The organism is Streptomyces dengpaensis (assembly GCF_002946835.1).
GTDB lineage: Bacteria > Actinomycetota > Actinomycetes > Streptomycetales > Streptomycetaceae > Streptomyces > Streptomyces dengpaensis.
Genome location: NZ_CP026652.1, coordinates 5201131 through 5224693, shown reverse-complemented (window position 1 = coordinate 5224693; position 23563 = coordinate 5201131). Strand labels below are relative to the sequence as shown.

Sequence of the window (23563 nt, the reverse complement as noted above, 5' to 3'; positions counted from 1 at the left end):
AACGGAACCAGCGGTCGTCAGGTGAAGACCGACGGCGGTGATTCGAGGTATTCCAGCTCGATGCCGGGCGCCGCCAGCACCACGTCTCCCGCGATGTGCACGGCGTGCTGCTCCCCCGTGTCCAGGGCTGTGACCTGGTATTCGTCCACGGACAGAGGGCCGTTGTCAGTGGCGTGTGTTTCTCTTGCGATCAAGGCCCAGGACTGGTCGACGGTGCGTGGGGCGAGGACCGGGTCCGTGAAGGCGACGAGGCGTACGCGGGTCGCGGCGTCGGAGGGGGTGAGGCGAAGGAGACGGGCGGTGGCGATGAGGAACGCGGGAGAAGTGCCGGTGAAGGCGTGGGCGCGAACATTGCCTTCGGTGGCCTCCGCGCCCGTGGGGCCGGTGCGGACCCAGGTCACACCGTCGAGCGCGGCGCCGCGGACCTGCCAGCTCGCGGCGTGCAGTTCGAGACGGATGGGGCGGCCGAGGTCGTCGAGGGCGAGGTCGACGGAGCCGGTGGGGTCGCCGGAGGGGGTGGTGATTTGGGAGACATAGCGCCAGCCGGAGGGGCCGGGCGCGCAGTGGAAGTGCTCTTCAGCGAGGGGGGTGTGATCGTGCGGATCATGGAGCGAATAACGGCCGCGGGGCATAGGCGTTCAGGTCCTCATCGGGGACAGGCCCCCGCCATGACGGCGAGGGCCTGCTGACATCCGTACGCCGAGCGGTGGTACCGCTGCTCGGCGGGGTGCTCAGTAGCGGTAGTGGTCCGGCTTGAAGGGGCCTTCGACCTCGACACCGATGTACGCAGCCTGCTCGGGGCGCAGCGTCGTTAGCTTCACGCCGAGCGCGTCGAGGTGGAGGCGGGCGACCTTCTCGTCCAGGTGCTTGGGCAGCACGTGGACGTCGGTCGGGTACTCCTCGGGCTTGGTGAACAGCTCGATCTGGGCCAGCGTCTGGTCCGCGAACGAGTTGGACATCACGAAGGAGGGGTGTCCGGTGGCGTTGCCCAGGTTCAGCAGGCGGCCCTCGGACAGCACGATGATCACCTTGCCGTCCGGGAGCGTCCAGGTGTGCACCTGGGGCTTGACCTCGTCCTTGACGATGCCCGGGATCTTCGCGAGGCCGGCCATGTCGATCTCGTTGTCGAAGTGACCGATGTTGCCGACGATCGCCTGGTGCTTCATCTTGGCCATGTCGGCGGCCATGATGATGTCCTTGTTGCCGGTCGTGGTGACGAAGATGTCGGCCTTGTCGATGACCTCGTCGAGGGTCGTGACCTGGTAGCCGTCCATGGCGGCCTGCAGCGCGCAGATCGGGTCGATCTCGGTGATGATCACGCGAGCGCCCTGTCCGCGCAGGGACTCCGCGCAGCCCTTGCCCACGTCGCCGTAGCCGCAGACGACGGCGGTCTTGCCGCCGATCAGGGTGTCGGTGGCGCGGTTGATGCCGTCGATCAGGGAGTGGCGGCAGCCGTACTTGTTGTCGAACTTCGACTTCGTCACGGCGTCGTTCACGTTGATCGCCGGGAAGAGGAGGGTGCCGTCGCGGTGCATCTCGTAGAGACGGTGGACGCCGGTGGTGGTCTCCTCGGTCACGCCGCGGATCTCCGAGGCGAGCTGGGTCCACTTCTGCGAGCCGTCGGTGATGGTGCGCTGCAGGAGTTCGAGGACGACGCGGTGCTCGTCGGACTCCGCGGTGTCGACGGAGGGAACCTTGCCGTCCTTCTCGTACTCGACGCCCTTGTGGACGAGGAGGGTGGCGTCACCGCCGTCGTCCAGGATCATGTTCGGGCCGCCGGTGGGGGTGTTCGGCCAGGTCAGGGCCTGCTCCGTGCACCACCAGTACTCCTCCAGGGTCTCGCCCTTCCAGGCGAAGACCGGGATGCCCTGGGGGTTGTCGGGCGTGCCGTTCGGGCCGACCGCGATGGCGGCGGCGGCGTGGTCCTGGGTGGAGAAGATGTTGCAGGAGGCCCAGCGGACCTCGGCGCCCAGGGCGACCAAGGTCTCGATGAGGACGGCGGTCTGCACCGTCATGTGCAGGGAGCCGGTGACGCGGGCGCCCGCGAGGGGCTGCGCCTCGGCGTACTCCTTGCGGATTGCCATCAGGCCGGGCATCTCGTGCTCGGCGAGGGTGATCTCCTTGCGGCCGAACGCGGCCAGGGAGAGGTCGGCGACCTTGAAGTCCTGTCGGTTGTCGACAGTCGTCATGACGAGCTGCTCCTCGGGATTGGGGCGAGGTGGATACGGCTGGTCTGCGCGGCGGCGGGCATGCGCATGCCCAAGTGGGCACTGGGGTGCCCGGTGCGCGCAGCGCAGTCCGTCGGAGGCCCTCTCTCCCTCGGCCGGTCCCGGTGGGACCGCCCGACCGCCATCAGCAGCGACGTCTGGCTCCCCACCAAGCTACACCGGTGGGCCCGGCCCTCCCCAGTCCGCCTCCGGCAACGGCGGGGTCCCGTGCGCCCGACGTTCACAGGAAAGGAGGATTGGCGATCACGGCTGGGTGTTGGCGCCGTTGGGGCTGGTGTTGCTGATCGGGTTGTCCGTTTTTGCGGGCAGTACCTGTGCGGCGGCCTCGGTGCGGCGGGAAAGCATGGCGCCGATTTGCGCCGTTGGTGAGCGGCTCTTCCGTCGCGCTCGCTGTCACCGGGATGTCTGTCACCGGGGTGGTCGGGGTGCCCATCGCCCTTGCTGGAGTCGGCTTCGGGATGGCCGCCGTCGTCGTACGGCCGCGGAGTCGGGTGGTGCCGCCCATGACGCTGTGGGCCGTGCACGTCTGACGGATGTACGTGCGTACGTGGCTGGGGCCCGCCTTCATCACCCAGGCGGGCCCCAGCCACGTACAAGTAGAGAAGCGCTTATGGCACGTAGAGGAAGAACTCAGTGTTCGGGCGTGTGGGCCGGTCCCCCGGGCGTCGCCTCGCGGTCCGGGCCCTTCGCCGCCTCCGCCTCGCTGTAGATGTCCGGTTCCAGGTAGATCACGCGGGCGATCGGGACGGCGGCGCGGATGCGGGATTCGGCGGCGTCGATCGCGGTGGCGATCTCGGCGGCCGTGCTGTCGCGCTGGACGGCGATCTTGGCGGCGACGAGGAGCTCCTCCGGGCCGATGTGGAGGGTGCGCATGTGGATGAGGCCGGTGACGGTCTCGCCGTCGACGACGGCCTTCTCGATCTTCTTGACCTCGTCGATGCCCGCGGCCTCGCCGAGGAGGAGGGACTTGGTCTCGGCGGCGAGGACCAGCGCGATCAGGATGAGGAGGACACCGATGCAGATCGTGCCGATGCCGTCCCAGACGCCGTCGCCGGTGATCAGGGACAGACCGACACCGCCGAGCGCGAGGATCAGACCGACCAGTGCGCCCAGGTCCTCCAGGAGGACGACCGGCAGCTCGGGGGCCTTGGCGTGGCGGACGAACTCCTTCCAGGACCTGCCCGCGCGCAGCGGGTTGGACTCCTTGATGGCCGTCCGGAAGGAAAACGTCTCAGCGATGATCGCGAACACCAGGACGCCGACCGGCCAGTACCAGTGCTCGATCTCGTGCGGGTGCTTGATCTTCTCGTAGCCCTCGTAGACGGCAAACATGCCGCCGACCGAGAAGAGGACGATCGAGACGAGGAAGGCATAGATGTAGCGCTCGCGGCCGTAGCCGAAGGGGTGCTGCGGGGTCGCCTCGCGCTGGGCCTTCTTGCCGCCGACCAGGAGCAGGGCCTGGTTGCCGGAGTCGGCGAGCGAGTGGACTCCCTCGGCAAGCATCGAGGACGAGCCACTGAAGGCGAACGCCACGAACTTCGATGCCGCGATCGCGAGGTTGGCGGCGAGTGCCGCCACGATCGCTTTGGTGCCGCCTGAAGCGCTCATCTGCTTCTGCTGTCCCTTCGTACGCCGTCCCGGGACCCGTTCGTACCTCGTACGCCGGTCCTGGCTTTGCCCGCTCTTTGCGGTACGCCATTCTTGCAGCCCGGTCAGACAACGGCGCGTCTGGCCACCGAAGTGAGCGCCTCAGGCCATCACCGTCGCCCCGTCAGGCCACCACAGTCGCACGGAAGACCGTGCCGTTTCCGGACACCTCGGCCTTTTCGCCCGCCGGTACGAAGACCGACTGGCCGGGGGCCAGCGTGATGCCGTCCGCGTGGACGGAACCCGCCGTGCAGAGGAGGATCTGCGGGGTCTCGCGCGTGAGGTCGTGCGCGGCGGCGGCCTCCGCGAGGACGTACCGGGAGAGGCGGAACTCGTCGATGGGGGTCTCGTAGACCTCCTCGCCGTCCGGGGACGCCTCCGGGCGCAGGACGCCGGGGTCGCTCGCCTCGAAGCGGACGATGCGCAGGAGCTCGGGGACGTCGACGTGCTTGGGGGTCAGGCCGCAGCGCAGGACGTTGTCGCTGTTGGCCATGATCTCCACGCCCAGGCCGTTCAAGTACGCGTGCGGGACCCCGGCGCCCAGGAACAGGGCCTCGCCGGGCTGCAGTTGGACGTAGTTGAGCAGCATGGCGGCGATGACGCCCGGGTCGCCCGGGAAGTGGTGGGCGATGTCGGCGTAGGGGGCGTAGGCGCCGCCGAGGCGGGCGCAGGCGGCCGCGGCCTCGGTGACCGTGTGGGCCATGCCGTCGGGGTCCGCGCTCAGCACCGCCGTCAGGACCTCGCGCAGCGCCGCGTCCCCGGGGTGTGCGTGCAGCAGGTCGACGTACGGCTTGAGGGAGTCGACGTCGAGGCCCGCGAGCAGTTCGGCGGCCTCGTCGGGGGAGCGGAAGCCGCACAGGCCGTCGAACTCCGTGAGGGCGCAGATCAGTTCGGGCTTGTGGTTGGCGTCCTTGTAGTTGCGGTGGCCCGCGTCGATCGGGATGCCGCGGCGCTCCTCGTCCTCGTAACCCTCCTTCGCCTGTTCGAGGTTGGGGTGCACCTGGAGGGAGAGGGGGGCGCCTGCGGCGAGGATCTTCAGCAGGAACGGCAGGCGGGGGCCGAACTTGGTGGCGGCCGCGCGGCCGAGTTCCCTCTCGGGGTCCTCGGCGATGACCTCGTCGAGCGGACCGCGCGCGGTGCGCGAGGGCGCGCCCGGGTGGGCGCCCATCCACATCTCCGCCTGCGGTTCACCGGTCGGCTCCACGCCGAGCAGCCGCGGGATGGCGGTGGTCGAACCCCAGGCGTAGGGGCGGATGGTGTTCTCGAGGCGGTCCATACGAATCTCTACGGTTCCTTCTGCGTACGACGCGGATCGTGCCTCCGCGTACGGTCAGGGTCTCGAACCCGCCGCGCACGAAGGTTGTCTAAATCTAAGACTGCCGACATCTCCGCGTACGAAGGTCAAGGTGTCGGAGTCAAGATCAGGCGGCCGAAGCGAGCGCCAGGTAAACGGCGGCGAAATCCGTGATGGCGATCAGCTCTGCGAGGGTCTCCAGCTCTCCGCCCTCCTCGGGCTCGAGCTCGCTGACCGCGGTGTCGTGGCTGAGCGCGAGTTCGCGGGCGGCGGGTGCCGCGCTGATGCCGCCGATCGGGCGGTCGCGGAGCAGGACCACGCGCGCGTGCAGGGCCTGTGCCTCCTCGACGCGGTCCCGGAAGAAGTCGTCGGGGTCGGCGCCCGCGGCCAGTGCGCCCGCGAGCAGCACGCTGTGGGCGGCCAGCGCCTCGGGGAGTTCGGCGGTGAGTGCGGGACGGCCCGCGAGCTCGGCGAGCGCGGCGGTGAAACGGCGGCCGGCGGGGCCCGCGGAGGTGCCCTCCGTCCAGATCACCGGGAGCGCCTCGGCCAGGTCGGCGGCGAGTGTCTTGGCGGGGTTGCTGTACGTCGCGATGGCCGGACCGCAGCGCTCGGCGACGTGGTCGAGACGGTCGGCGACCTTCTGCAGGACCTCGGGCGGCGCCGAGACCAGGCCGGTGCGGTCGAGGAGGGAGAGCAGCGGGGTGAGCAGCGCCCACAGGACGCCGGGGGCGGAGGCCGCCAGGGGTTCGTCCTGCTCGTACGGTGCGGTCGCCATCGGTACGAAGAGGCCGTGCGCGCGATCCACCGCTTCGGCGATCGGGGAGTGGGCCGGGGCCACGGCGGCCACGGTGCAGCCGCGCCGGTACGCCTGCTCGATCAGGAGTTCGAGGCTTGGTTCGATGCCGTCGGGCGTGGCCACCAGGAGGAGGTCCATGGGGCCCGCCCAGCCGGGCAGTTCCCAGCGCAGGGCGCCCGCCGCGGGGGCGACACCCGTGGGGGTGAGCCGGGTGAGCGGGCAGCTCGCCCCGACGATGGTGCCGAGCAGTTCGGCGACGCCGGTGGCGGCCAAACCGGGGCCCGCGATCATGACGGCGCGCGGGCGGCCGTCCGGCTTCAGCTCCGGGATCCCGGCCTCGGTGGCGTGCCGGACCGCGGTGCGTACGCGGGCGCCGGCCTCGGCGGCACCGCGGAGCAGCTCCCGCCGGTCGGCGCGGGCCAGCGCCTCGGGGTCGTCGAGCAGCGATTCGTCGAGCATGGGGTCGGCAGCCTCCGATCGCCGGTGTGTCGCTGAGTGTGACGCCCTGTCCGCTTACGCGGGGCGGCGTGCCTCGTCCACGAGGAGGACGGGGATGCCGTCGCGGACGGGGTAGGCCAGGCCGCAGTCGCCTCCCGTGCAGATCAGCTCACTCTCCTGCTCCTTGAGCGGGGCGTGGCAGGCCGGGCAGGCGAGGATCTCCAGAAGGCCGGCTTCAAGCGGCATGGGGGTGTCCTTCCGAACAGGTGGATGCGGCCTGGTCAGGGTACCGCTGTGGGGGGACTCCGCGCCGGGGCGCGGCGCTGGCTTGTGGGGGTCGCTCGGGGGTGGTTGCCGGGTGAGGTGGCGGGGGCGGGTTGGCGGGGGTTTTCGCCCCCTCCGCCCCTGCCCGTCCCGTACTTGGCCCCGCGGCGGAGCCGCTGATGAACGCAGCGCCCCAGACCCCCGTATCGCGCTGCGCACTCGTCCTCAAACGCCGGACGGACTGGCACTAGCCCCTGATGATCGCCAGTACCTCGTCCCTCGTCTTCGCCATCGTCGCCTCGTCCCGGGCCTCGGCGTTCAGGCGGAGGAGGGGCTCCGTGTTGGAGGGGCGGACGTTGAACCACCAGTCCTGGGCGGTGACGGTGAGGCCGTCGAGCTCGTCGATGCTGACGCCCTCGCGGCCCTCGTACGCGGTCTTGACGGCGGCGAGGCGGGCGGCCTGGTCGTCGACCGTGGAGTTGATCTCGCCGGAGCCCGCGTAGCGGTCGTACGCGGCGACGAGTTGGGAGAGGGGGCCGTCCTGGCCGCCGAGGGCGGCGAGGACGTGGAGGGCGGCCAGCATGCCCGTGTCGGCGTTCCAGAAGTCGCGGAAGTAGTAGTGCGCGGAGTGCTCGCCGCCGAAGATCGCGCCGGTGCGGGCCATCTCGGCCTTGATGAAGGAGTGGCCGACGCGGGTGCGGACCGGGGTGCCGCCGTTCTCCCGGACGGCCTCCGGAACCGACCAGGAGGTGATGAGGTTGTGGATGACCGTGCCGCCGCCGTGCTTGGCGAGCTCGCGGGAGGCGACCAGGGCCGTGATCGCGGACGGGGACACCGGGTCGCCGTGCTCGTCCACGACGAAGCAGCGGTCCGCGTCGCCGTCGAAGGCGATGCCGAGGTCGGCGTCCTCCTCGCGCACGCGCTTCTGGAGGTCCACGATGTTCGCCGGCTCGAGCGGGTTGGCCTCGTGGTTGGGGAACGTGCCGTCCAGTTCGAAGTACATCGGGACGAGGTCCAGGGGCAGGCCGGCGAAGACGGTCGGGACCGTGTGTCCACCCATGCCGTTGCCCGCGTCGACCACGACTTTGAGATGAGAGGGGCGCGAAGCGCTTTCCTTGGAAGGGCGGTGGTGGGAGACGGGCGGGCGGATCGAGGTCAGGTCGACGAGGGAGCGGAGGTGCGCCGCGTAATCGTCCAACGTGTCCCGCCGCGTGATCGTTCCCGGCGTCGCGTCCGAGGCCGGGGCGCCCGAGGTGAGCCAGGACTCGACGAGTTCGCGGATGTCGGCGAGGCCGGTGTCCTGACCGACCGGGGCGGCGCCCGCCCGGCACATCTTGATGCCGTTGTACTGCGCGGGGTTGTGCGAGGCCGTGAACATGGCGCCCGGCAGGGCGAACGCGCCCGACGCGTAGTAGAGCTGGTCCGTGGAGCACAGGCCGATTTCGGTCACGTCGACGCCGCGCGCCGCCGCACCGCGCGCGAAGGCACGCGACAGGCCGGGCGACGAGGGCCGCATGTCGTGCCCGATCACGATCGCCCGCGCTCCGGTCACCTGGACGAAAGCCGATCCGAACAGCTCGGCCAACGACTCGTCCCACTGGTCCGGGACCACACCGCGTACGTCGTACGCCTTTACGAGCTGCGACAGATCAGCAGTCACGGCCAACCCTCCAGAATCCATTCGGTGGCCCCAAACTACCCGTCCGGACTGACAGCCGGCTGTGCGGCCGCCGAGCGGAAGCGGATCCGCCGCCCGCGGTCCCGTGCCGTGCTGCCGGTGAGGCGTGGCCGGCCGTGATGCCGGTGGAACGTGGCCGGTCAGGGCAGCATCCACTCCAGGACCGGTGAACTCTGTCCCACCACGATCAGACACATGACCAGCAGCAGTCCGACGCTCCACGGCAGCACCTTGCGCAGCAGGTCTCCCTCGCGGCCCGCGAGCCCGACCGCCGCGCACGCGATGGTCAGGTTCTGCGGCGAGATCATCTTGCCGAGGACACCGCCCGAACTGTTGGCGGCGGCGAGCAGTTCGGGAGACAGTCCCGACTCCCTGGCCGCGCTCACCTGGAGGGCACCGAAAAGGGCGTTCGCCGAGGTGTCGGAGCCGGACACCGCTACGCCGAACCAGCCCAGAACGGGTGACAAGAAGGCGAGTCCCGCGCCGGCCGCCGCCACGAAGTGGCCGATCGTGGCGGCCTGTCCGGAGAGGTTCATGACATAGGCGAGGGCCAGCACCGACGTCACGGTGAGGATCGCGAACCTCAACTCGTGCACCGTCGCCAGCCATTCCTTGACGGCCACGCGCGCGTGCACCCCGAGTACGACGGCCGTGCACAGCCCGGCGAGGAGCACGAGGGTGCCGCCGGTCGACACGATCGGCCAGGTGAAGACGTTCCCGCCGACCGGCTTCCCCTCCGGGTCGACGACGTCCAGGAAGGGCCAGTCGTACGTCTGGGTCGCCCGCGCCAGCCAGTCCTTCACGGCCGGGATCTGCGCGACCGAGAAGATGGCGACGATCAGCGCGTACGGGGCGTAGGCGCGCACGACTTCGGGGCGCGGGTCCTCCTCGTCCAGGTCCTCGGTGCGTACGCCGGTCAGGACCGCGGCCCGTACGGGCTCGGCGACGGGCACGCGCGTGTGCGGTACGGCGACCAGGGCGGCCGCGCCCGCCAAGGCGGCGCCGATGTCGGCGAGTTGCGCGGAGACGTAGTTCGAGGCGGCGAACTGGGCGGCGGCGAAGGCGACTCCGCACACCACGGCGGGCACCCAGGTCTCGCGCAGGCCGCGTCGGCCGTCGACCAGGCCGACCAGCACGAGGGGCACGACGAGGGCCAGCAGCGGGGTCTGACGGCCCACCACGGAGGCGACGGAATCCAGAGGCAGGCCCGTGACCTGGGCGAGCGTCACGACCGGTGTGCCCATGGCGCCGAACGCGACCGGCGCGGTGTTGGCGACGAGTGCGACCACCGCGGCGCGCACCGGGTCGAAGCCGAGCGCGACCAGCATCACCGAACAGATCGCGACCGGCGCACCGAAGCCCGCGAGGGCCTCCAGGAGCGCGCCGAAGCAGAAGGCGACGACGAGCGCCTGGATGCGCGGATCGTCGGACAGTCGCCCGAACGAGCGGCGCAGGATGTCGAAGTGCCGGGTGCGGACGGTCATCCGGTACACCCACAGGGCGTTGACGACGATCCACAGGATGGGGAAGAGGCCGAAGACGGCGCCCTGGGCGGCGCTGGAGAGCGTCTGGCCGACCGGCATGCCGTAGGCGAGCCATGCGACCAGAGCGGCCGCCAGAAGGCCGATCAGGCCTGCCCGATGAGCCTTCATGCGGACGCCGCCGAGCAGGACCAGCACGATGACCAGGGGCAGGGCGGCGACGAGGGCGGACGGGCCGAGCGAGTCGGCGACGGGTTCGAGCTCCTGGACGTACACGGACGCCTCCCCGGATTCCGTGATGCGGAAAGTGATTTCTCACGGCAAACGGAATGGTCGTGTCCGCGACAACGACGCGTCAATGGGTGTGCATCACCCGGTGAAACGGGAGGAGCCGACTGGCCTCAGTTGTCCGGATTCGGCCGTCGGGCCGCACGTGGGCGGATCAGCCGCCTGGACTCAGAGTCCGAACCGAGCTGCACGGACCCAGCCGTCAGGACCCAGCCGTCCGGACTCAGCTGCCCGGACTCAGTTGTCCGGCGAGCGCAGCACCCGCAGATGGCCGCGGCGCGCGACCTCCATCGGGTCCGCCGAGCGGGCGTTGCCGCCGCCACCGGCCTCCGCGGCGCGCTGCTGCGGCCGGGCCGCCTCGCGCACGGCGTTGGCCAGCGCTTCCAGATCGTCGCCACTGGGGCGGGAGGGACCCGAGGCGTCGGCGAGCCGGACGACCTCCCAGCCGCGCGGCGCGGTGAGGCGCTCGGAGTGCTCGGCGCACAGGTCGTAGCAGTGGGGTTCGGCGTAGGTGGCGAGCGGGCCGAGGACCGCGGTCGAGTCGGCGTAGACGTACGTCAGCGTCGCGACGGCGGGACGGCCGCAAGCGGTGCGCGAACAGCGACGTACAAGGCTCACGACGTTGGACGGTACCGCACTCTTGAGCGGGCCGCGACGACTCTCCCCCAGGTCACCCCACCGTGTCGTGCTGTGACACCGCCCACACAGGCCTCCGGACATCCCGCCCTGACCTGGGGCGACATCACATGACGACATGCCGAACAGACCTGAATCCGGTCACCACTTGGAGCAAACCACGTCAAATGTCATGTGAGCGACGGTCTTGGAGAGATACGGAATCGAGTCCAACCTTGGCTGGAATGGTCATCAAGCGACATCCGGAATAGGTCGCCTGGCTTCGTGCCGCACGGGCCGCCGGGCTCCGTGCCACACAGGCCGCCGGGCTCCGTGCCACACAGGCCGCCGGACCGGGTGCCGTACCGGCCGCCGAGCCCGGTGCGTACAGATCGCCGAGCCGCCTGCCGTCGGTCCGTGGGCGGCCGCGTGGGTGCCGGGCACACGGACCTCACGGGGACTACTCTTCGTCAGTGATGGACAACCCCGTACAGCCCCGCGCCGCCGCACCTGGGCCCCGCCGTCGTGATCGCCACGGAAGGGGCATGCGCGGCCCCGTGGCGCCGCCCCAGGTGCCGCTCTCCGCGAGCCGTGCCGAGGCGTTCGCGGATCTGGTGCAGGACTCCGTGGAACGGCTGGAGCGGCGCTGGCCGCAGCTGGCCGACATCGACTTCCTGGTCCTCGAGGTGCCCCGCCTCGAGGGCTCCGGCGAGGGCTGGAGCGACGAGGCGGTGCCCTTGGGCGGCACGATCCCGGCGCGGGACGGCCGCCCCGCGCGCGTGGTCGTCTACCGCCGCCCGGTCGAGATCCGTACCAAGGGCCGCGACGAGCGCGCCGCCCTGGTGCACGAGGTCGTCGTGGAGCAGGTAGCGGAGCTGCTGGGGCTGACCCCGGAGACGGTCGATCCGCGGTACGGCGAGGACTAGGGACCGCCGACCACGCCCACCGGGCCCCTGCGAGTTTCGAGGACCCGGTGGATCACCAGCCGCCTCGTGCTGATCGCTCGTGACTGATTGCCCGTGCCGGATCAGCGCTTCAGCAGCACCGAAAGATCCTGTTCCGTCTGCGGCACCGCCACCGTTCCGCGGTCGTCCGGGAGGGTCTGGACCGTGAAGCCGGAGACGCCCTCCTGGGTGCCGGTGAGCATCCGGGAGGCGTAGACGGAGCCACCGGAGACCGGCTCCACCGTCAGTGCGTACGTCCCCTTGAGGCCGCTCGGGACGGGTGCCTCCACGTTCTGGGTCGTGCCGCCCTTGATCGTGAACGTCTTCGTCGCGGCCGTACCGCCCTCGCTGCCCGCGGACGCGGTGACCTTGACCTCGGCGGTACCTCCGGGGGCGGTCAGGGCGAGCGTGGTGCTCTTGGAGCTGTTCTGGGCGACCGTCGCGCGCGTGCCGACCGGGCGGGTGGCGGGGATGAACGCGGTCTCCTGCTCGTCGCCCTTGCCGCGCACGACCCGCAGCGCGGCGACGACCGGCACCGACGCGCCGGTGGGGGTGAGGATCAGGGAGCCCGCCTCGCCGCGCGTGACGTCACCGAGGTCGACGGCGGCGGTCATGCCGGACTTCACGTGCAGCGTCTCGTTGCCCGCGGGAGTGATCAGCGCCGAGGGGGAGGCGAGGCGCACCTTCAGGTCGGCGTCGGCGTCGCCGGGCGCGAAGGCGACCAGGCGCACAGACGTGGCGTCCTTGGGGATGCCCGGCAGGACCAGGCTGCCCGTGGGGTCGGCGGAGGCGGCCAGCCAGTCGCCGCCGAGCTTCTCGTCCAGGGCCTGCACGGCGGCTCCGACGCGGCCGCTGCGGACCGTCACGTGCACCGTGAGGTTGGTCTGCGGGTCGTCGGTGAGCGTGCTCAGCAGGATCTGCTCGCCGGCGTGCGGCTGGACCGTGATGCCGTCGCCCACCGTGGACTTGAGGGTGCCGTCCTTGCCGTACAACTGGATGTCGACGACGGCGGCGGAGTCGTCGGGGTTGGTCAAGTGCACGTAGTCGGTGCGGTCGGCGGCGGTGCTGGCGCCCGGGAACCAGAACTCGGTGTCCGGGGCGGTGCAGTTGGTGCCGAGCAGACCGCGCCCGGCGCCGGCGGCGACCTCCGTGGTCTCCTGGACGGTCCAGCCGGGCGCGAACTTGCCCTCGGCGGTGCCGACAAGGGCGGGAACTTCGGCGCCCGAGCGGTCGCCGGTAGCCGGCTTGCCGGGCTCCTTGGGCTCCACGACCGGCTTGTCGGCGCTCTTGCCGCTCTTGTTGCCGTCGGTGTCATCCGCCGACTTCTCTGTCGCGGCGCGGAGTTCGGCCTTGCCGCTGTCGCTCGTGCCCTTGGAGACGGGCGTGAAGGACGTGTACGCGGTCTCGGCGATGTCGGAGGTGCTCGGCTGCGGGCAGAGCAGGCTGGTGCGCTCCACGGGCAGCTGGGCGGCCGCCTTGGCGGTGCTGTCTCCGGAGGCGGACGGCGCGGAGAGCGTGGCGAATCCGGTGACGGCGGCGAGCGCGGTCGCGCCGGCGATCAGGGACAGGGTGGTGCGGTTCACTGCTGGCTCCCGTCGGGGCGCTCACTGTCGGTGCCGTGCGGCGGCTGCGAGGGCATCGGGGGCTGCGCCGGGTCGTAGCCCGTGTCATAGCCCTGGTTGGCGGGGTCGTAGCCCTGGCTGTACGTCTGGTCGTACGAGGTGCCCCCGTAGGCGTACGGGTCGTACTGGCCGGCCTGGTAGGGGTCCGCCTGGTACGGCTGCTCGTAGGTGCCCGCCGGGTACTGCTGGCCCTGGTACTGCTCGCCGCCGTAGGTGCCGTAGTCGGTGTCCGCGTAGCTCGGGGTGTCCCATTCGCCGTACGTCTGCTGCTGCGGGACGGCGGTGGCAGGGACCTCCTCCTCCGGAGGAGGAAGGGCACCCCCGTCCTGGACGGTCTGGGCCGCCTGCTCGGCCTGCTCGGCCTCGGCCTGGGCGCGCAGGCGGCGGGCGCGGCGGCCGTCGCCCGTGGCGTCCTGGGCGGGGACGGCCTGCTCCTCGGGGAGGTCGTCGTCGACGTCCCGGCGCCGCCCGGGCAGCGCGAGCACCACGAGGACGAGGGCGAGTGCGCCCTGCGCCCACAGCCAGGCGGTGTGGCTCATCGGAGCGTCGAAGGTGACATCCACCTTGCCACCGCTCGCGGGCAGTTCGAAGCCCTGTGCCCAGCCGTCGACGGTGGTGCGGGTGAGCGGCTTTCCGTCCAGGGTCGCCGTCCAGCCCTCGTCGGCCGTGTCGGCCAGACGCAGGACGCGGCCGTCGGCTCCGGAGGGGATCGTGGTGTGCAGTTCGACGGGTCCGGCGGCGATGGACAACGCGTCGCCGGACTGGGGGACGATCGCGGCGCGCGAGACCTGCCGGTCGACGCGCCACAGGGCGCTGCCGTCCTGCTGGCTGAGCCGGGTCAGGCCCGGCGTGGCGTCCAGGACGCGGCTCACCTCGCGGGGCGCGCCCTTGCGGACCAGGACGTAGCGCACGGCGAAGCCGCCGAGTTCGTCGGCCTGGTCGGCGCCGGAACCCGCCACCAGGTTGGCGACGGCCTCGTCGAGCTTCTTGTTGGCGCCGTCCACCGCCGCGAGTTCGGCGTCGCCGAGGCGGGCGCCGGAGCCGCGCACGAGGGTGTAACCGACCTTGGCGGTCGAGCGGCTGGCGAGGACGAGGGTGCGGGCCTGGTCGCGGGTGCCGCTCTCTTCGGCGACGAACGCGGGCACCTGCACCGGGTCGCGGCGCCCCACGGGTCCGTCGGCGCCGCGGATCATCCATCCGGCGGCGACGAGCAGGGGCCCGGCCGCGCAGGCGAAGGCGATGAGCGCGGCCACCGGCTGGCGCCAGCCGAAGCTCTGCTCGGCCACACGCGCGCGTGCCCCGTCGGCGCCGAGCGCGGCGGCGGCGAGGAGCGCGAGTCCGTAGACGAGCGTCGCGGGCCCCGCCCAGGCGGACCTGTTGGACAGCGCGGCGAAGACGAGCGCCACCAGGGCGACGGCCCAGGCCGTCCAGATCCCCGCCTGGCGCTGCGTGCGCATCAGGGCGGCCAGCGCGGCCAGCACGATGCCGAACAGCATCAGCCCGCTGACGGTCCCGGGCCCGCCGGGGCTGGCGCCGAGCAGGTCGAGCGCGGAGGCCGCGCTCTCGCCGTACTCCAGACCGGCCTCCGTGAAGAAGCCGAACGGGAGCAGCGTCAGCGACCAGGGAGCGAGGATCAGCAGCGGGGTGCCGAACTGGGCCAGGAAGCGCGCTCCATAGGCCGTGATGTCGCTGCGGCGCACTACGAGAAGCGCGATTCCGAGGGCCAGCGCGATGGGCCACACGATCGGCGTGAACGCGGTGGCGATCGTCAGCAGCAGGGCGTACGCCCAGGTGGCGCGCCAGCTGCCGCGCGACCCGGAGGAGTGGCTCAACCCGCTCGCGGCAATGCCCGCGCGCGCGATGAGCGGCAGCAGGATCGCGAGGACGGCCGTGCCGATGCGGCCGCCCGCGAGCGCGCCGGTGGCGGCGGGCAGGAAGGCGTACGCGACGGACGCCCAGGCGCGCAGCAAGCGCGACTCGACGAGGGGCCGCGACGCGAAGTACGCGGCGAAGCCGGCCAGCGGCACGGAGGCCACCAGGAGGACGGTGACCGCCAGCCCGGCGGAACCGAGGAGCAGGGAGGCCAGCATCGCGACGAGCGCGAGGTAGGGCGGCGCGGACTCAGTGCCGCCCGCGCCGACCGGATGCCAGCCGTCGAGATAGCGCGACCACAGCTCGGAGGAGTCGGCGGGCGCGGGCAGCAGCGCGCCGCCCGCGAGCGCCCCGCCGCCGAGCAGCTCACGGCAGGCGAGCAGCGAGACGAAGAGCAGCACCAGGAAGAGCATCGGACCGGGGTTGCGGGCGACGCGCTTGAGCCGGGCGAACTGCTCGATCTCCAGGAAGTCGGCGTCGTCGTCGCCGCCCGGTCCGGACTCGACCGCGCCGCCGTGCCGTCCGGCCCCGGCGGCGACTTCGGGGTCGGAGCGGCCCACGAGGTTGCTCGCGACCTGCTCGACGGTGGCCCGCACGGTCGCGCCGGGCGGCGGGAACAGCGCCCGCAACTCGCCCTTGTCGACCAGCGGCCGGCCGCGCCTGCGCCGCCCGGCGATGATCCGCTCCGGGCGCAGCAGGACGCCCAGGAGGCCGCGGATCTCGTCGACGGCCTGTCCGGGGACCTTGCCGACGAGATACGCGACCGTGCGCAGCAGCGTGCCGAGGACCAGGCGGATCAGGACCCAGGGCAGCTGTGCCGAACGCGCGTTGACGAGGAGGGTGTAGACGGCGCCCGCCTTGTCGACCTTGTGCGGGGACGCGGCGGTGCGGCCCACGCAGTCGACGGCGCGGCGCTCGCGGGAGGCCGCCTCGGCGTGTCGTACGACCGACTCGGGGGCGACGAGGACGCGGTGGCCGACGGCCTGGGCACGCCAGCACAGGTCGACGTCGTCGCGCATCAGGGGCAGCCGGCGGTCGAAGCCGCCGAGCTCTTCGTAGACATCGCGCCGGATCAGCATTCCGGCGGTGGACACGGACAGCACGGGGTGGACGTGGTCGTGCTGCCCCTGGTCCTGTTCGCGGCGGTCCAGGCCCGTCCAGCGGCGGCCGGAGTTGGCGATGGTGACGCCGACCTCGAGGAGCTGACGGCGGTCGTACCAGCCGCGGAGCTTGGGGCCTACGACGGCGACGTCCCTGCCGAACTCCCGCTCGCTCTCCACGACTCGCAGCAGCTGCGCCAGGGCGTCCGGCTCGGGGGCGCTGTCGTCGTGCAGCAGCCACAGCCACTGCTCGGGCTCGCCGTGCGGGAGTTCCGGCATGTCGTAGGCGTCGTCGCGCCACGTGCGCGTGACGGGGTCCCAGCCGCTGGGGCGCTTCAGGTAGGGCAGGTCGTCCGGAGTGAGCACACGGGCGCCGCGGACGGCCTCGTCGACGGCCTGGCCGAAGCCGGAGCGCCGGGCGAGGTGCAGGACCCGGTCGGCGCCGAGCGCGTCGGTGAGCAGCTGGGCGGAGTCGTCCGCGCTGCCGGTGTCGGCCGCCACCGCGTTCTGCACGGGTCGCTCCTGGCCGAGCAGCCCGGAGAGCGCCTCGGGCAGCCAGCGGGCGCCGTCGTGGGAGACGAGCACCGCGGTCACGACGTGGCGCGGGAACTCAGGAGTGGCAGCGTCGTGTTGGGCTGCCGAATGGCTGTGCACGGACATCGAGGTACGGGCCCCGGTTCGATGGACTGCGGTGGACGTCTGTGCCCTGCGGGGACAGCGGGACGTCTCGGACGAGGGCCCACACTAACGGCTGGGCAACACAGCGGCCCGCCGCCTGTGGATAACCCACCTGCGACGGGCCGTTCGTTACGTATCGGTACGGAGGGGTGTGCGCCGTTCGGTCAGTCGGCGGTTTGCGGTGGCGCCGCCCGGTCGGACGGCGGTCTTCTTCAGACAGCGGCCTTCTTCAGACGGCGGCCTTCTTGAGGCGCCGGCGTTCGCGCTCGGACAGGCCGCCCCAGATGCCGAACCGCTCGTCGTTGGCGAGCGCGTATTCGAGGCACTCAGAGCGGACCTCACAGGCGAGGCAGACCTTCTTGGCCTCGCGGGTGGAGCCGCCCTTCTCGGGGAAGAAGGACTCGGGGTCGGTCTGGGCGCACAGCGCGCGCTCCTGCCAGCCGAGTTCCTCATCCGCGTCGTCGACCAGCAGTTGCTGCACCAGCTCGGTCATGTGCGCCCCTCGTCTGTCTTTCGCGTCCCCGTGATGCTGCCGTTACCGATTTCGGCTGAACGACACGAGTGAAATTACAAGTGTGCCGATCCGGGCCAGTCAAGCCGAGATCTGCTATTGGGCCCCTTATTCACTCTGCGGAACCAAGGCTATGCGGAAAGTGTTCAAATCGGCATAAACCCTGACAGCTCGCGAGGCCCAAGCCGGGCCTCCGACCCTCACAGGGGAGGACGCCCAGGAGTTCGATCTCGTTCCGACGCAGACACCGAAGCGAACCTGATCACATTTCGATCACGGGATCGCGGCGAGGTTTGCGCGCCCGGTTGTGCGCCATGTGTCCGGGGCGGCTCCTGAACAAACCTTTCGCCTGCCAGGAGAACCGGATGAGGTGAAACATCTCCCACATACTGGACATCAAGTTGACAGTGCGAGTGTGAACCGGTGTCCTTGTGGGCATGCTCGCGAACTTGGCACTCACCTCGACCCGCACCGCCGGGTCCCACGGTGCTGCCCGCGCTCGCTGTAGCTGTTGCTGTTCCAGCTGTTGAGCCGTACCGCGCTCCGGCTGCCTCGCCGCCACTGAGGCGAATCCCCGCCCCCTACCGGGGTGAACGCCCGCACCAGGGCACTCCTCCCCGTCCGTGATCCGGATGGAATCCCCGTCCGGAACCCGGACGGAAATGGTCCGCGACACCCCAGCACTCTCCCGCCGAGGAACCACCGCACCCATGAACAGCGACAGCGACCTCCAGATCGCCGGCGACATCCTCGAAGTACCGCACCTGCTCCAGCCGCCGCGCGAGCACCCCGCCACCGTGGCCGAGTTCGCCGGCCTCGCCCGCTCCATCGCGGCCGACCGATCCCAGTGGGAGCACCTCCTCCAGTACGACGCGACCTCGCGCTGGTACCACCGGCTGCGCACCGGACCCGGCTATGAGGTGTGGCTCCTGTCCTGGGTCCCCGGTCAGGGCAGCGGGCTGCACGACCACGGCCGCTCCTCCGGCGTCCTGACCGTCCTGGACGGCGCCCTGACGGAGCACACGGCGCGCGGCACGCGCGCTTTGAGCGTCGGTTCGCAGCGGGTGTTCGCGCCCGGCTACGTCCACGAGGTCGTCAACGACTCGCTCGAACCCGCCGTGAGTCTGCACGTCTATTACCCGGGGCTCACCGAGATGCCGATGCACGCGGCGCGTTGCGCGGTGGCCGAGGTCGCGTGACCGGCCGGAGCGTTGCGCGGTGACTCAGGTCGCGTAACCGGCTGACGCGTTGTCGTACCCGCCTGCCAGACTGAACCTCATGCGCATTGTGGTTCTGGCAGGCGGTATCGGTGGTGCCCGGTTCCTGCGTGGTCTCCAGCGGGCCGTGCCGGACGCGGACATCACGGTCATCGGCAACACCGGCGACGACATCCACCTCTTCGGGCTGAAGGTCTGCCCGGACCTCGACACGGTGATGTACACGCTCGGCCGCGGCATCAACGAGGAGCAGGGCTGGGGTCGGGCCGACGAGACCTTCCACCTGAAGGAGGAGCTCGCGGCGTACGGGGTCGGACCCGAGTGGTTCGGGCTCGGCGACCGCGACTTCGCCACGCACATCGTGCGGACGCAGATGCTGAGCGCGGGCTATCCGCTCAGCGCCGTCACCGAGGCGCTGTGCGACCGGTGGAAGCCGGGCGTCCGGCTCATCCCCATGTCCGACGACCGAATCGAGACGCATGTCGCCGTCGAGATAGAGGGCGAGCGCAAGGCGATCCACTTCCAGGAGTACTGGGTGCGGCTGCGGGCCTCCGTTCCGGCCGAGGCCGTCGTGCCGGTCGGCGCCGAGCAGGCCAAGCCCGCGCCCGGGGTGCTCGAAGCCATCGCCGAGGCGGACGTCGTCCTCTTCCCGCCGTCCAACCCCGTCGTGTCCGTCGGCACGATCCTCGCCGTGCCCGGCATCCGGGAGGCCATCGCCGACGCGGGCGTGCCCGTGGTCGGCCTCTCCCCCATCGTCGGGGACACGCCTGTGCGCGGCATGGCCGACAAGGTGCTGGCCGCGGTGGGCGTCGAGTCCACGGCCGCGGCGGTCGCCGAGCACTACGGCTCGGGGCTCCTCGACGGCTGGCTCGTCGACACCGTGGACGCGGCCGCCGTGGAGCGTGTGGAGGCGGCCGGGATCCGGTGCCGGGCCGTGCCGCTGATCATGTCCGACCTCGACGCGACGGCGCGGATGGCACGTGAGGCGCTGACGCTGGCCGAGGAGGTACGGGCGTCTTGACCGGTTCGGAGGGCGCCCCCGGGCGCGGTGATGCCGACGGGCGCGCCGACGCCCCCGCGCACGGTACGGCGGGCTATCGCGTCTGGGCACTGGAAGGGCTTCCCGAGGTGCGGCAGGGCGACGACCTCGCCAAGCTCGTCGCCGCCGTCGAGCCCGGCCTCGCCGACGGGGACGTCCTGCTCGTCACGTCGAAGATCGTGTCCAAGGCGGAGGGGCGGATCGTCGAGGCCGTCGACCGCGAGGCCGCCATCGACGCCGAGACCGTACGCGTCGTGGCGCGGCGCGGAGCCCTGCGCATCGTCGAAAACCGGCAGGGGCTCGTGATGGCCGCCGCCGGGGTCGACGCCTCCAACACCCCCGCCGGGACCGTGTTGTTGCTGCCCGAGGACCCCGACGCCTCCGCGCGGGCGATCCGCAGCGGCCTGCGGGACACCCTCGGAGTCGACGTCGGCGTCGTGATCACCGACACCTTCGGGCGACCGTGGCGCAACGGGCTCACCGATGTCGCCATCGGCGCCGCGGGCGTACGGGCACTCGACGATCTGCGCGGCGGCACGGACGCGTACGGCAATCCGCTGAGCGCGACCGTCGTCGCCACCGCCGACGAGCTCGCCGCCGCCGGTGACCTGGTCAAGGGCAAGGCCTCCGGGCTGCCCGTCGCCGTCGTGCGCGGGCTGCCGCACGTGGTGGGCGAGGACGACGGTGAGGGGGCGCGGGCGATGGTGCGCAGCGCGCGCGACGACATGTTCCGCCTTGGCACGTCAGAGGCCGTACGGGAGGCGGTGACCCAGCGGCGTACCGTACGGGCCTTCACCGACGAACCGGTCGACCCCGGGGCCGTACGGCGTGCGGTCGCCGTGGCGGTGACCGCTCCGGCGCCGCATCACACCACTCCCTGGCGGTTCGTGCTCCTGGAGTCCCAGGAGTCCCGGACGCGGCTGCTCGACGCCATGCGGGACGCGTGGATCGCGGATCTGCGGGGCGACGGCAGGAGCGAGGAGTCCATCGCCAAGCGGGTGCGCCGGGGTGAGGTGCTGCGCAAGGCGCCGTACCTCGTGGTGCCTTGCCTGGTGCTGGACGGGTCCCATACGTACGGCGACATACGGCGGGACGGGGCCGAGCGCGAGATGTTCGTGGTCGCCGCCGGGGCCGGCGTACAGAACTTCCTGGTCGCGCTGGCCGGGGAGCGGCTCGGGTCCGCCTGGGTGTCGTCGACGATGTTCTGCCGGGATGTCGTACGGGAGGTGCTGGGCCTGCCGGAGGGGTGGGATCCGATGGGGGCCGTGGCCGTGGGGCACGCCGCCGAGGAGCCGAAGGCCCGGCCGGAGCGGGACGCGGGCGCGTTCATCGAGGTGCGCTGAGTCGGACGTTCGTCGAGGTGCGCGAAGTCCGAGGTGCGCGAAGTCCGAGGTGCGCGAAGTCCGAGGTGCGCCGAGTCCGAGGTGCGCCGAGTCGTGCGTGCCGGGTGGTCTGAGCGCCTACTCTCGTAGAGCACCCCCAAGCTCCTCTAGGACCTCATTCGTGGCTGGACGTTTCGCTCCTCGGCCGACCCGTACGACTGTGCGCGGCGGGCATGTCGTCGTGCCCGGTGGAGTACCGAGGCAGGCCGCTGCTCCACGGCGCAGTCGTACCTGGACGCCTGACGGGCCGCTCGATCTCGGGCTCGTGCTCGGGCCGCTGCGGCGGGGACCGGGCGATCCGACGTTCCGGGCGACGCCGGACGGATCCGTGTGGCGGGCCTGCCGTACGCCTGCCGGGCCCGGGACGCTGCGGGTCGCGTTGCGGGACGGGGTGGTTCAGGGCGAGGCGTGGGGGCCGGGGGCCGAGTGGCTGCTCGATCAACTTCCCGAGCTGCTGGGGGCATCCGACGATCCCGGCGCCTTCGAACCGCGCCACCGGCTCGTCGCGCTCGCACGGCATCGGCGGCCGGGGTTGCGTCTGACGCGTACCGGGCTCGTACTCGAGTCGCTGATTCCGTCCGTGCTCGAGCAGAAGGTGACCGTCGAGGAGGCTTACCGGGCATGGCGGTTGCTCGTACGGAAGTACGGGGAGCCGGCGCCCGGACCCGCGCCGGAGCGTCTGTACGTCATGCCCGCGCCGCGGACGTGGGCCTTGATCCCCTCGTGGGAGTGGCATCGGGCCGGGGTCGACAACAAGCGGGCCTCGACGATTTTGCAGGCCGTGCGGGTTGCCGCGCGGCTCGAGGAGGCGGTGTCGTTCGATCCCGTGCGGGCTCAGGCCCGGCTGGAGTTGGTGTCCGGCGTGGGGCCCTGGACCTCTGCGGAGGTGGTGCAGCGGAGTCATGGGGCGGCGGACTCCGTGACCGTGGGGGACCTTCATCTGCCCGGGATCGTGGGGTACGCGCTGGCGGGGGACCGGGATGCGGATGACTCCGTCATGCTGGAGTTGCTCGCGCCCTATGCGGGACAGCGGCATCGGGCGGCTCGGCTGATTCTGTTGTCGGGGCGTACGCCGCCGCGGCGCGCTCCGCGTATGTACCGGGCGGACATCGGGCGGCTGTAGTCCGCCGGTTCCGGTGCGGGTGGGGTGGCCGTGGCGCCCGCGGCGGAGCCGCTGATGGATGCAGTCGCCCCCTCCGCCCCTACCCGTCCCGTACCTGGGGCCCGCGGCGGAGCCGCTGATGGATGCAGCGCCCCCAGACCGCCGTATCGCGCTGAACGCGCTCGTCCTCAAACGCCGGACGGGCTAAACCCCCTCTACTCGTCCGACGAGAAGCGGAGCGCCGCGCCGGGGATCCTGGCGTCGCACCACACCCGTACGCCCTCGCGGAGTTCGTTGTCGGGGCCGATGGTGGCTCCGTCGCCGATGACGGCGCCGGTGAGGATGGTGCGTTCGCCGATGCGGGCTCGGGCGCCGATGAGGGAGTCGGTGATGACGGCGCCGGGTTCGATCACGGCGCCGGCGAGGATCGTGCTGCCCGAGATGCGGGCGCCCTCGCCGACGTGGGCGCCCTCGCCCACCACCGTGCCGCCGGTGAGTTTGGCGTCGGGGGCGACGCTGGCCGTGGGCAGGATCAGGCGGTCGCCGCAGCGGCCGGGGACGGCCGGGGAGGGGGCGCGGCCGAGGACGAGGTCCGCGGAGCCGCGTACGAAGGCCTGGGGGGTGCCCAGGTCCAGCCAGTAGGTGGAGTCGACCATTCCCTGGAGGTGGGCTCCCGTGGCCAGCAGTTCGGGGAAGGTCTCGCGTTCCACCGAGACCGGGCGGCCCTCGGGGATCGTGTCGATGACCGCGCGGCGGAAGACGTACGCCCCCGCGTTGATCTGGTCGGTGACGATCTCCTCGGGAGTCTGGGGCTTCTCCAGGAAGGCCGTGACGCGTCCGGTGGCGTCCGTGGGGACCAGACCGTACGCGCGCGGGTCCTCGACAGGGGTGAGATGGAGGGAGACGTCCGCGCCGGTCGTCTCGTGGGTGCGGACCAGCGCCGGGATGTCCAGGCCCGTGAGGATGTCGCCGTTGAAGATCAGTACCGGTTCGTCGGGGCCCGAGTGGAGCCGGGACGCCACGTTGCGGATGGCGCCGCCCGTGCCGAGGGGTTCTTCCTCGGTGACGTACTCGAGGTGGAGGCCCAGTGAGGAGCCGTCGCCGAAGTACGGCTCGAAGACCTCGGCCAGGTAGGAGGTCGCCAGGACGATGTGCTCGATGCCCGCCGCTCTCGCCCGCGCCAGCTGGTGTGTGAGGAACGGGACCCCGGCCGCCGGAACCATCGGCTTGGGGGTGTGCACCGTGAGGGGGCGCAGCCGGGTGCCTCTGCCGCCGACCAGGAGGATCGCTTCTGTCACCTGTCGTCTCTGCTTCCTGCCGGGACCGGCCGAACTGTGTTTCGGCCGGCCAGTGTATGCAGACCGTTC

19 protein-coding genes are annotated in these 23563 nt (G+C 71.5%); 6 read left to right on the top strand and 13 right to left on the bottom strand.

Going from position 1 to position 23563, the window contains the following annotated elements; genetic code table 11:
* Nucleotides 1–17: 17 nt before the first annotated feature.
* Nucleotides 18–632 (bottom strand): hypothetical protein, encoded by a 615-nt coding sequence (locus tag C4B68_RS24165; protein ID WP_099501657.1) that lies wholly within the window; start codon nucleotides 630–632, stop codon nucleotides 18–20.
* A 99-nt stretch (nucleotides 633–731) separates the two neighbouring features.
* Nucleotides 732–2189: an adenosylhomocysteinase gene (gene ahcY, locus C4B68_RS24160; RefSeq protein ID WP_099501659.1), complete on the bottom strand. Its 1458-nt coding sequence runs from the start codon at nucleotides 2187–2189 to the stop codon at nucleotides 732–734.
* Nucleotides 2190–2629: 440 nt separating this feature from the next.
* Here ahcY and C4B68_RS44125 point away from each other — a divergent pair, with 440 nt between their 5' ends.
* A complete protein-coding gene (locus tag C4B68_RS44125) occupies nucleotides 2630–2758 on the top strand; it encodes a hypothetical protein (protein ID WP_257217300.1) in 129 nt (42 codons plus the stop codon).
* Nucleotides 2759–2858: 100 nt separating this feature from the next.
* Here C4B68_RS44125 and C4B68_RS24155 read toward each other — a convergent pair whose 3' ends face one another.
* From C4B68_RS24155 to C4B68_RS24125, 7 genes are all read right to left on the bottom strand, one after another.
* Nucleotides 2859–3836 (bottom strand): cation diffusion facilitator family transporter, encoded by a 978-nt coding sequence (locus C4B68_RS24155; RefSeq protein WP_099501660.1) that lies wholly within the window; start codon nucleotides 3834–3836, stop codon nucleotides 2859–2861.
* Between the two features lie 163 nt (nucleotides 3837–3999).
* Entirely contained in the window at nucleotides 4000–5151 is a 1152-nt protein-coding gene (gene manA / locus C4B68_RS24150; RefSeq protein WP_099501662.1) for a mannose-6-phosphate isomerase, class I, read from the bottom strand.
* A gap of 145 nt (nucleotides 5152–5296) precedes the next feature.
* Nucleotides 5297–6424, bottom strand: a complete 1128-nt coding sequence (locus C4B68_RS24145; RefSeq protein ID WP_099501664.1) for an SIS domain-containing protein — start codon at nucleotides 6422–6424, stop codon at nucleotides 5297–5299.
* 54 nt (nucleotides 6425–6478) lie between these two features.
* On the bottom strand, nucleotides 6479–6649 hold the full coding sequence (locus C4B68_RS24140; RefSeq protein ID WP_099501666.1) for a Trm112 family protein: 171 nt from the start codon (nucleotides 6647–6649) through the stop codon (nucleotides 6479–6481).
* Nucleotides 6650–6914: 265 nt separating this feature from the next.
* Nucleotides 6915–8327, bottom strand: coding sequence for a phosphomannomutase/phosphoglucomutase (locus C4B68_RS24135; protein ID WP_099501667.1), 1413 nt, complete (start codon nucleotides 8325–8327; stop codon nucleotides 6915–6917).
* 158 nt (nucleotides 8328–8485) lie between these two features.
* Entirely contained in the window at nucleotides 8486–10102 is a 1617-nt protein-coding gene (locus C4B68_RS24130; protein ID WP_099501669.1) for an L-lactate permease, read from the bottom strand.
* A gap of 249 nt (nucleotides 10103–10351) precedes the next feature.
* Nucleotides 10352–10834 (bottom strand): DUF3499 domain-containing protein, encoded by a 483-nt coding sequence (locus C4B68_RS24125; RefSeq protein WP_167459152.1) that lies wholly within the window; start codon nucleotides 10832–10834, stop codon nucleotides 10352–10354.
* A 371-nt stretch (nucleotides 10835–11205) separates the two neighbouring features.
* Between C4B68_RS24125 and C4B68_RS24120 the strand changes: the two genes are divergently transcribed.
* Nucleotides 11206–11655, top strand: a complete 450-nt coding sequence (locus C4B68_RS24120; RefSeq protein WP_099501671.1) for a metallopeptidase family protein — start codon at nucleotides 11206–11208, stop codon at nucleotides 11653–11655.
* A gap of 101 nt (nucleotides 11656–11756) precedes the next feature.
* On the opposite strand, the gene C4B68_RS24115 is transcribed toward C4B68_RS24120, so the two are convergent.
* The 3 genes from C4B68_RS24115 to C4B68_RS24105 form a co-directional block, all read right to left on the bottom strand.
* Nucleotides 11757–13256 carry a DUF5719 family protein gene (locus tag C4B68_RS24115; RefSeq protein ID WP_099501673.1) on the bottom strand — a complete coding sequence of 500 codons (1500 nt, stop codon included), beginning with the start codon at nucleotides 13254–13256 and terminating at the stop codon, nucleotides 11757–11759.
* Entirely contained in the window at nucleotides 13253–16927 is a 3675-nt protein-coding gene (locus C4B68_RS24110; RefSeq protein WP_099501675.1) for a glycosyltransferase family 2 protein, read from the bottom strand. The genes C4B68_RS24115 and C4B68_RS24110 overlap by 4 nt, the downstream gene beginning before the upstream one ends.
* Nucleotides 16928–17174: 247 nt before the next feature.
* Entirely contained in the window at nucleotides 17175–17438 is a 264-nt protein-coding gene (locus C4B68_RS24105; RefSeq protein ID WP_003975777.1) for a WhiB family transcriptional regulator, read from the bottom strand.
* Nucleotides 17439–18166: 728 nt separating this feature from the next.
* Here C4B68_RS24105 and C4B68_RS24095 point away from each other — a divergent pair.
* The 4 genes from C4B68_RS24095 (at nucleotide 18167) to C4B68_RS24080 (ending at nucleotide 22217) form a co-directional block, all read left to right on the top strand.
* Nucleotides 18167–18655 (top strand): cysteine dioxygenase, encoded by a 489-nt coding sequence (locus C4B68_RS24095; RefSeq protein ID WP_099501676.1) that lies wholly within the window; start codon nucleotides 18167–18169, stop codon nucleotides 18653–18655.
* Between the two features lie 79 nt (nucleotides 18656–18734).
* On the top strand, nucleotides 18735–19694 hold the full coding sequence (cofD, locus tag C4B68_RS24090) for a 2-phospho-L-lactate transferase (RefSeq protein ID WP_099501678.1): 960 nt from the start codon (nucleotides 18735–18737) through the stop codon (nucleotides 19692–19694).
* Nucleotides 19691–21055, top strand: a complete 1365-nt coding sequence (locus C4B68_RS24085; RefSeq protein WP_099501680.1) for a coenzyme F420-0:L-glutamate ligase — start codon at nucleotides 19691–19693, stop codon at nucleotides 21053–21055. Before cofD ends, C4B68_RS24085 begins: the two co-directional genes overlap by 4 nt.
* A gap of 160 nt (nucleotides 21056–21215) precedes the next feature.
* Nucleotides 21216–22217, top strand: coding sequence for a DNA-3-methyladenine glycosylase family protein (locus C4B68_RS24080; protein ID WP_099501681.1), 1002 nt, complete (start codon nucleotides 21216–21218; stop codon nucleotides 22215–22217).
* Between the two features lie 194 nt (nucleotides 22218–22411).
* Here C4B68_RS24080 and manB read toward each other — a convergent pair whose 3' ends face one another.
* Nucleotides 22412–23494: a mannose-1-phosphate guanylyltransferase gene (gene manB, locus C4B68_RS24075; protein ID WP_099501683.1), complete on the bottom strand. Its 1083-nt coding sequence runs from the start codon at nucleotides 23492–23494 to the stop codon at nucleotides 22412–22414.
* Between the last annotated feature and the right edge of the window lie 69 nt (nucleotides 23495–23563).

Coding starts and splice junctions, on each gene's coding strand:
- C4B68_RS24165 (WP_099501657.1), bottom strand. CDS start 632: ATGCCCCGCGGCCGTTATTCGCTCCATGATCCGCACGATCACACCCCC.
- ahcY (WP_099501659.1), bottom strand. CDS start 2,189: ATGACGACTGTCGACAACCGACAGGACTTCAAGGTCGCCGACCTCTCC.
- C4B68_RS44125 (WP_257217300.1), top strand. CDS start 2,630: ATGTCTGTCACCGGGGTGGTCGGGGTGCCCATCGCCCTTGCTGGAGTC.
- C4B68_RS24155 (WP_099501660.1), bottom strand. CDS start 3,836: ATGAGCGCTTCAGGCGGCACCAAAGCGATCGTGGCGGCACTCGCCGCC.
- manA (WP_099501662.1), bottom strand. CDS start 5,151: ATGGACCGCCTCGAGAACACCATCCGCCCCTACGCCTGGGGTTCGACC.
- C4B68_RS24145 (WP_099501664.1), bottom strand. CDS start 6,424: ATGCTCGACGAATCGCTGCTCGACGACCCCGAGGCGCTGGCCCGCGCC.
- C4B68_RS24140 (WP_099501666.1), bottom strand. CDS start 6,649: ATGCCGCTTGAAGCCGGCCTTCTGGAGATCCTCGCCTGCCCGGCCTGC.
- C4B68_RS24125 (WP_167459152.1), bottom strand. CDS start 10,834: ATGTCCGGAGGCCTGTGTGGGCGGTGTCACAGCACGACACGGTGGGGT.
- C4B68_RS24120 (WP_099501671.1), top strand. CDS start 11,206: ATGGACAACCCCGTACAGCCCCGCGCCGCCGCACCTGGGCCCCGCCGT.
- C4B68_RS24110 (WP_099501675.1), bottom strand. CDS start 16,927: ATGTCCGTGCACAGCCATTCGGCAGCCCAACACGACGCTGCCACTCCT.
- C4B68_RS24105 (WP_003975777.1), bottom strand. CDS start 17,438: ATGACCGAGCTGGTGCAGCAACTGCTGGTCGACGACGCGGATGAGGAA.
- C4B68_RS24095 (WP_099501676.1), top strand. CDS start 18,167: ATGAACAGCGACAGCGACCTCCAGATCGCCGGCGACATCCTCGAAGTA.
- cofD (WP_099501678.1), top strand. CDS start 18,735: ATGCGCATTGTGGTTCTGGCAGGCGGTATCGGTGGTGCCCGGTTCCTG.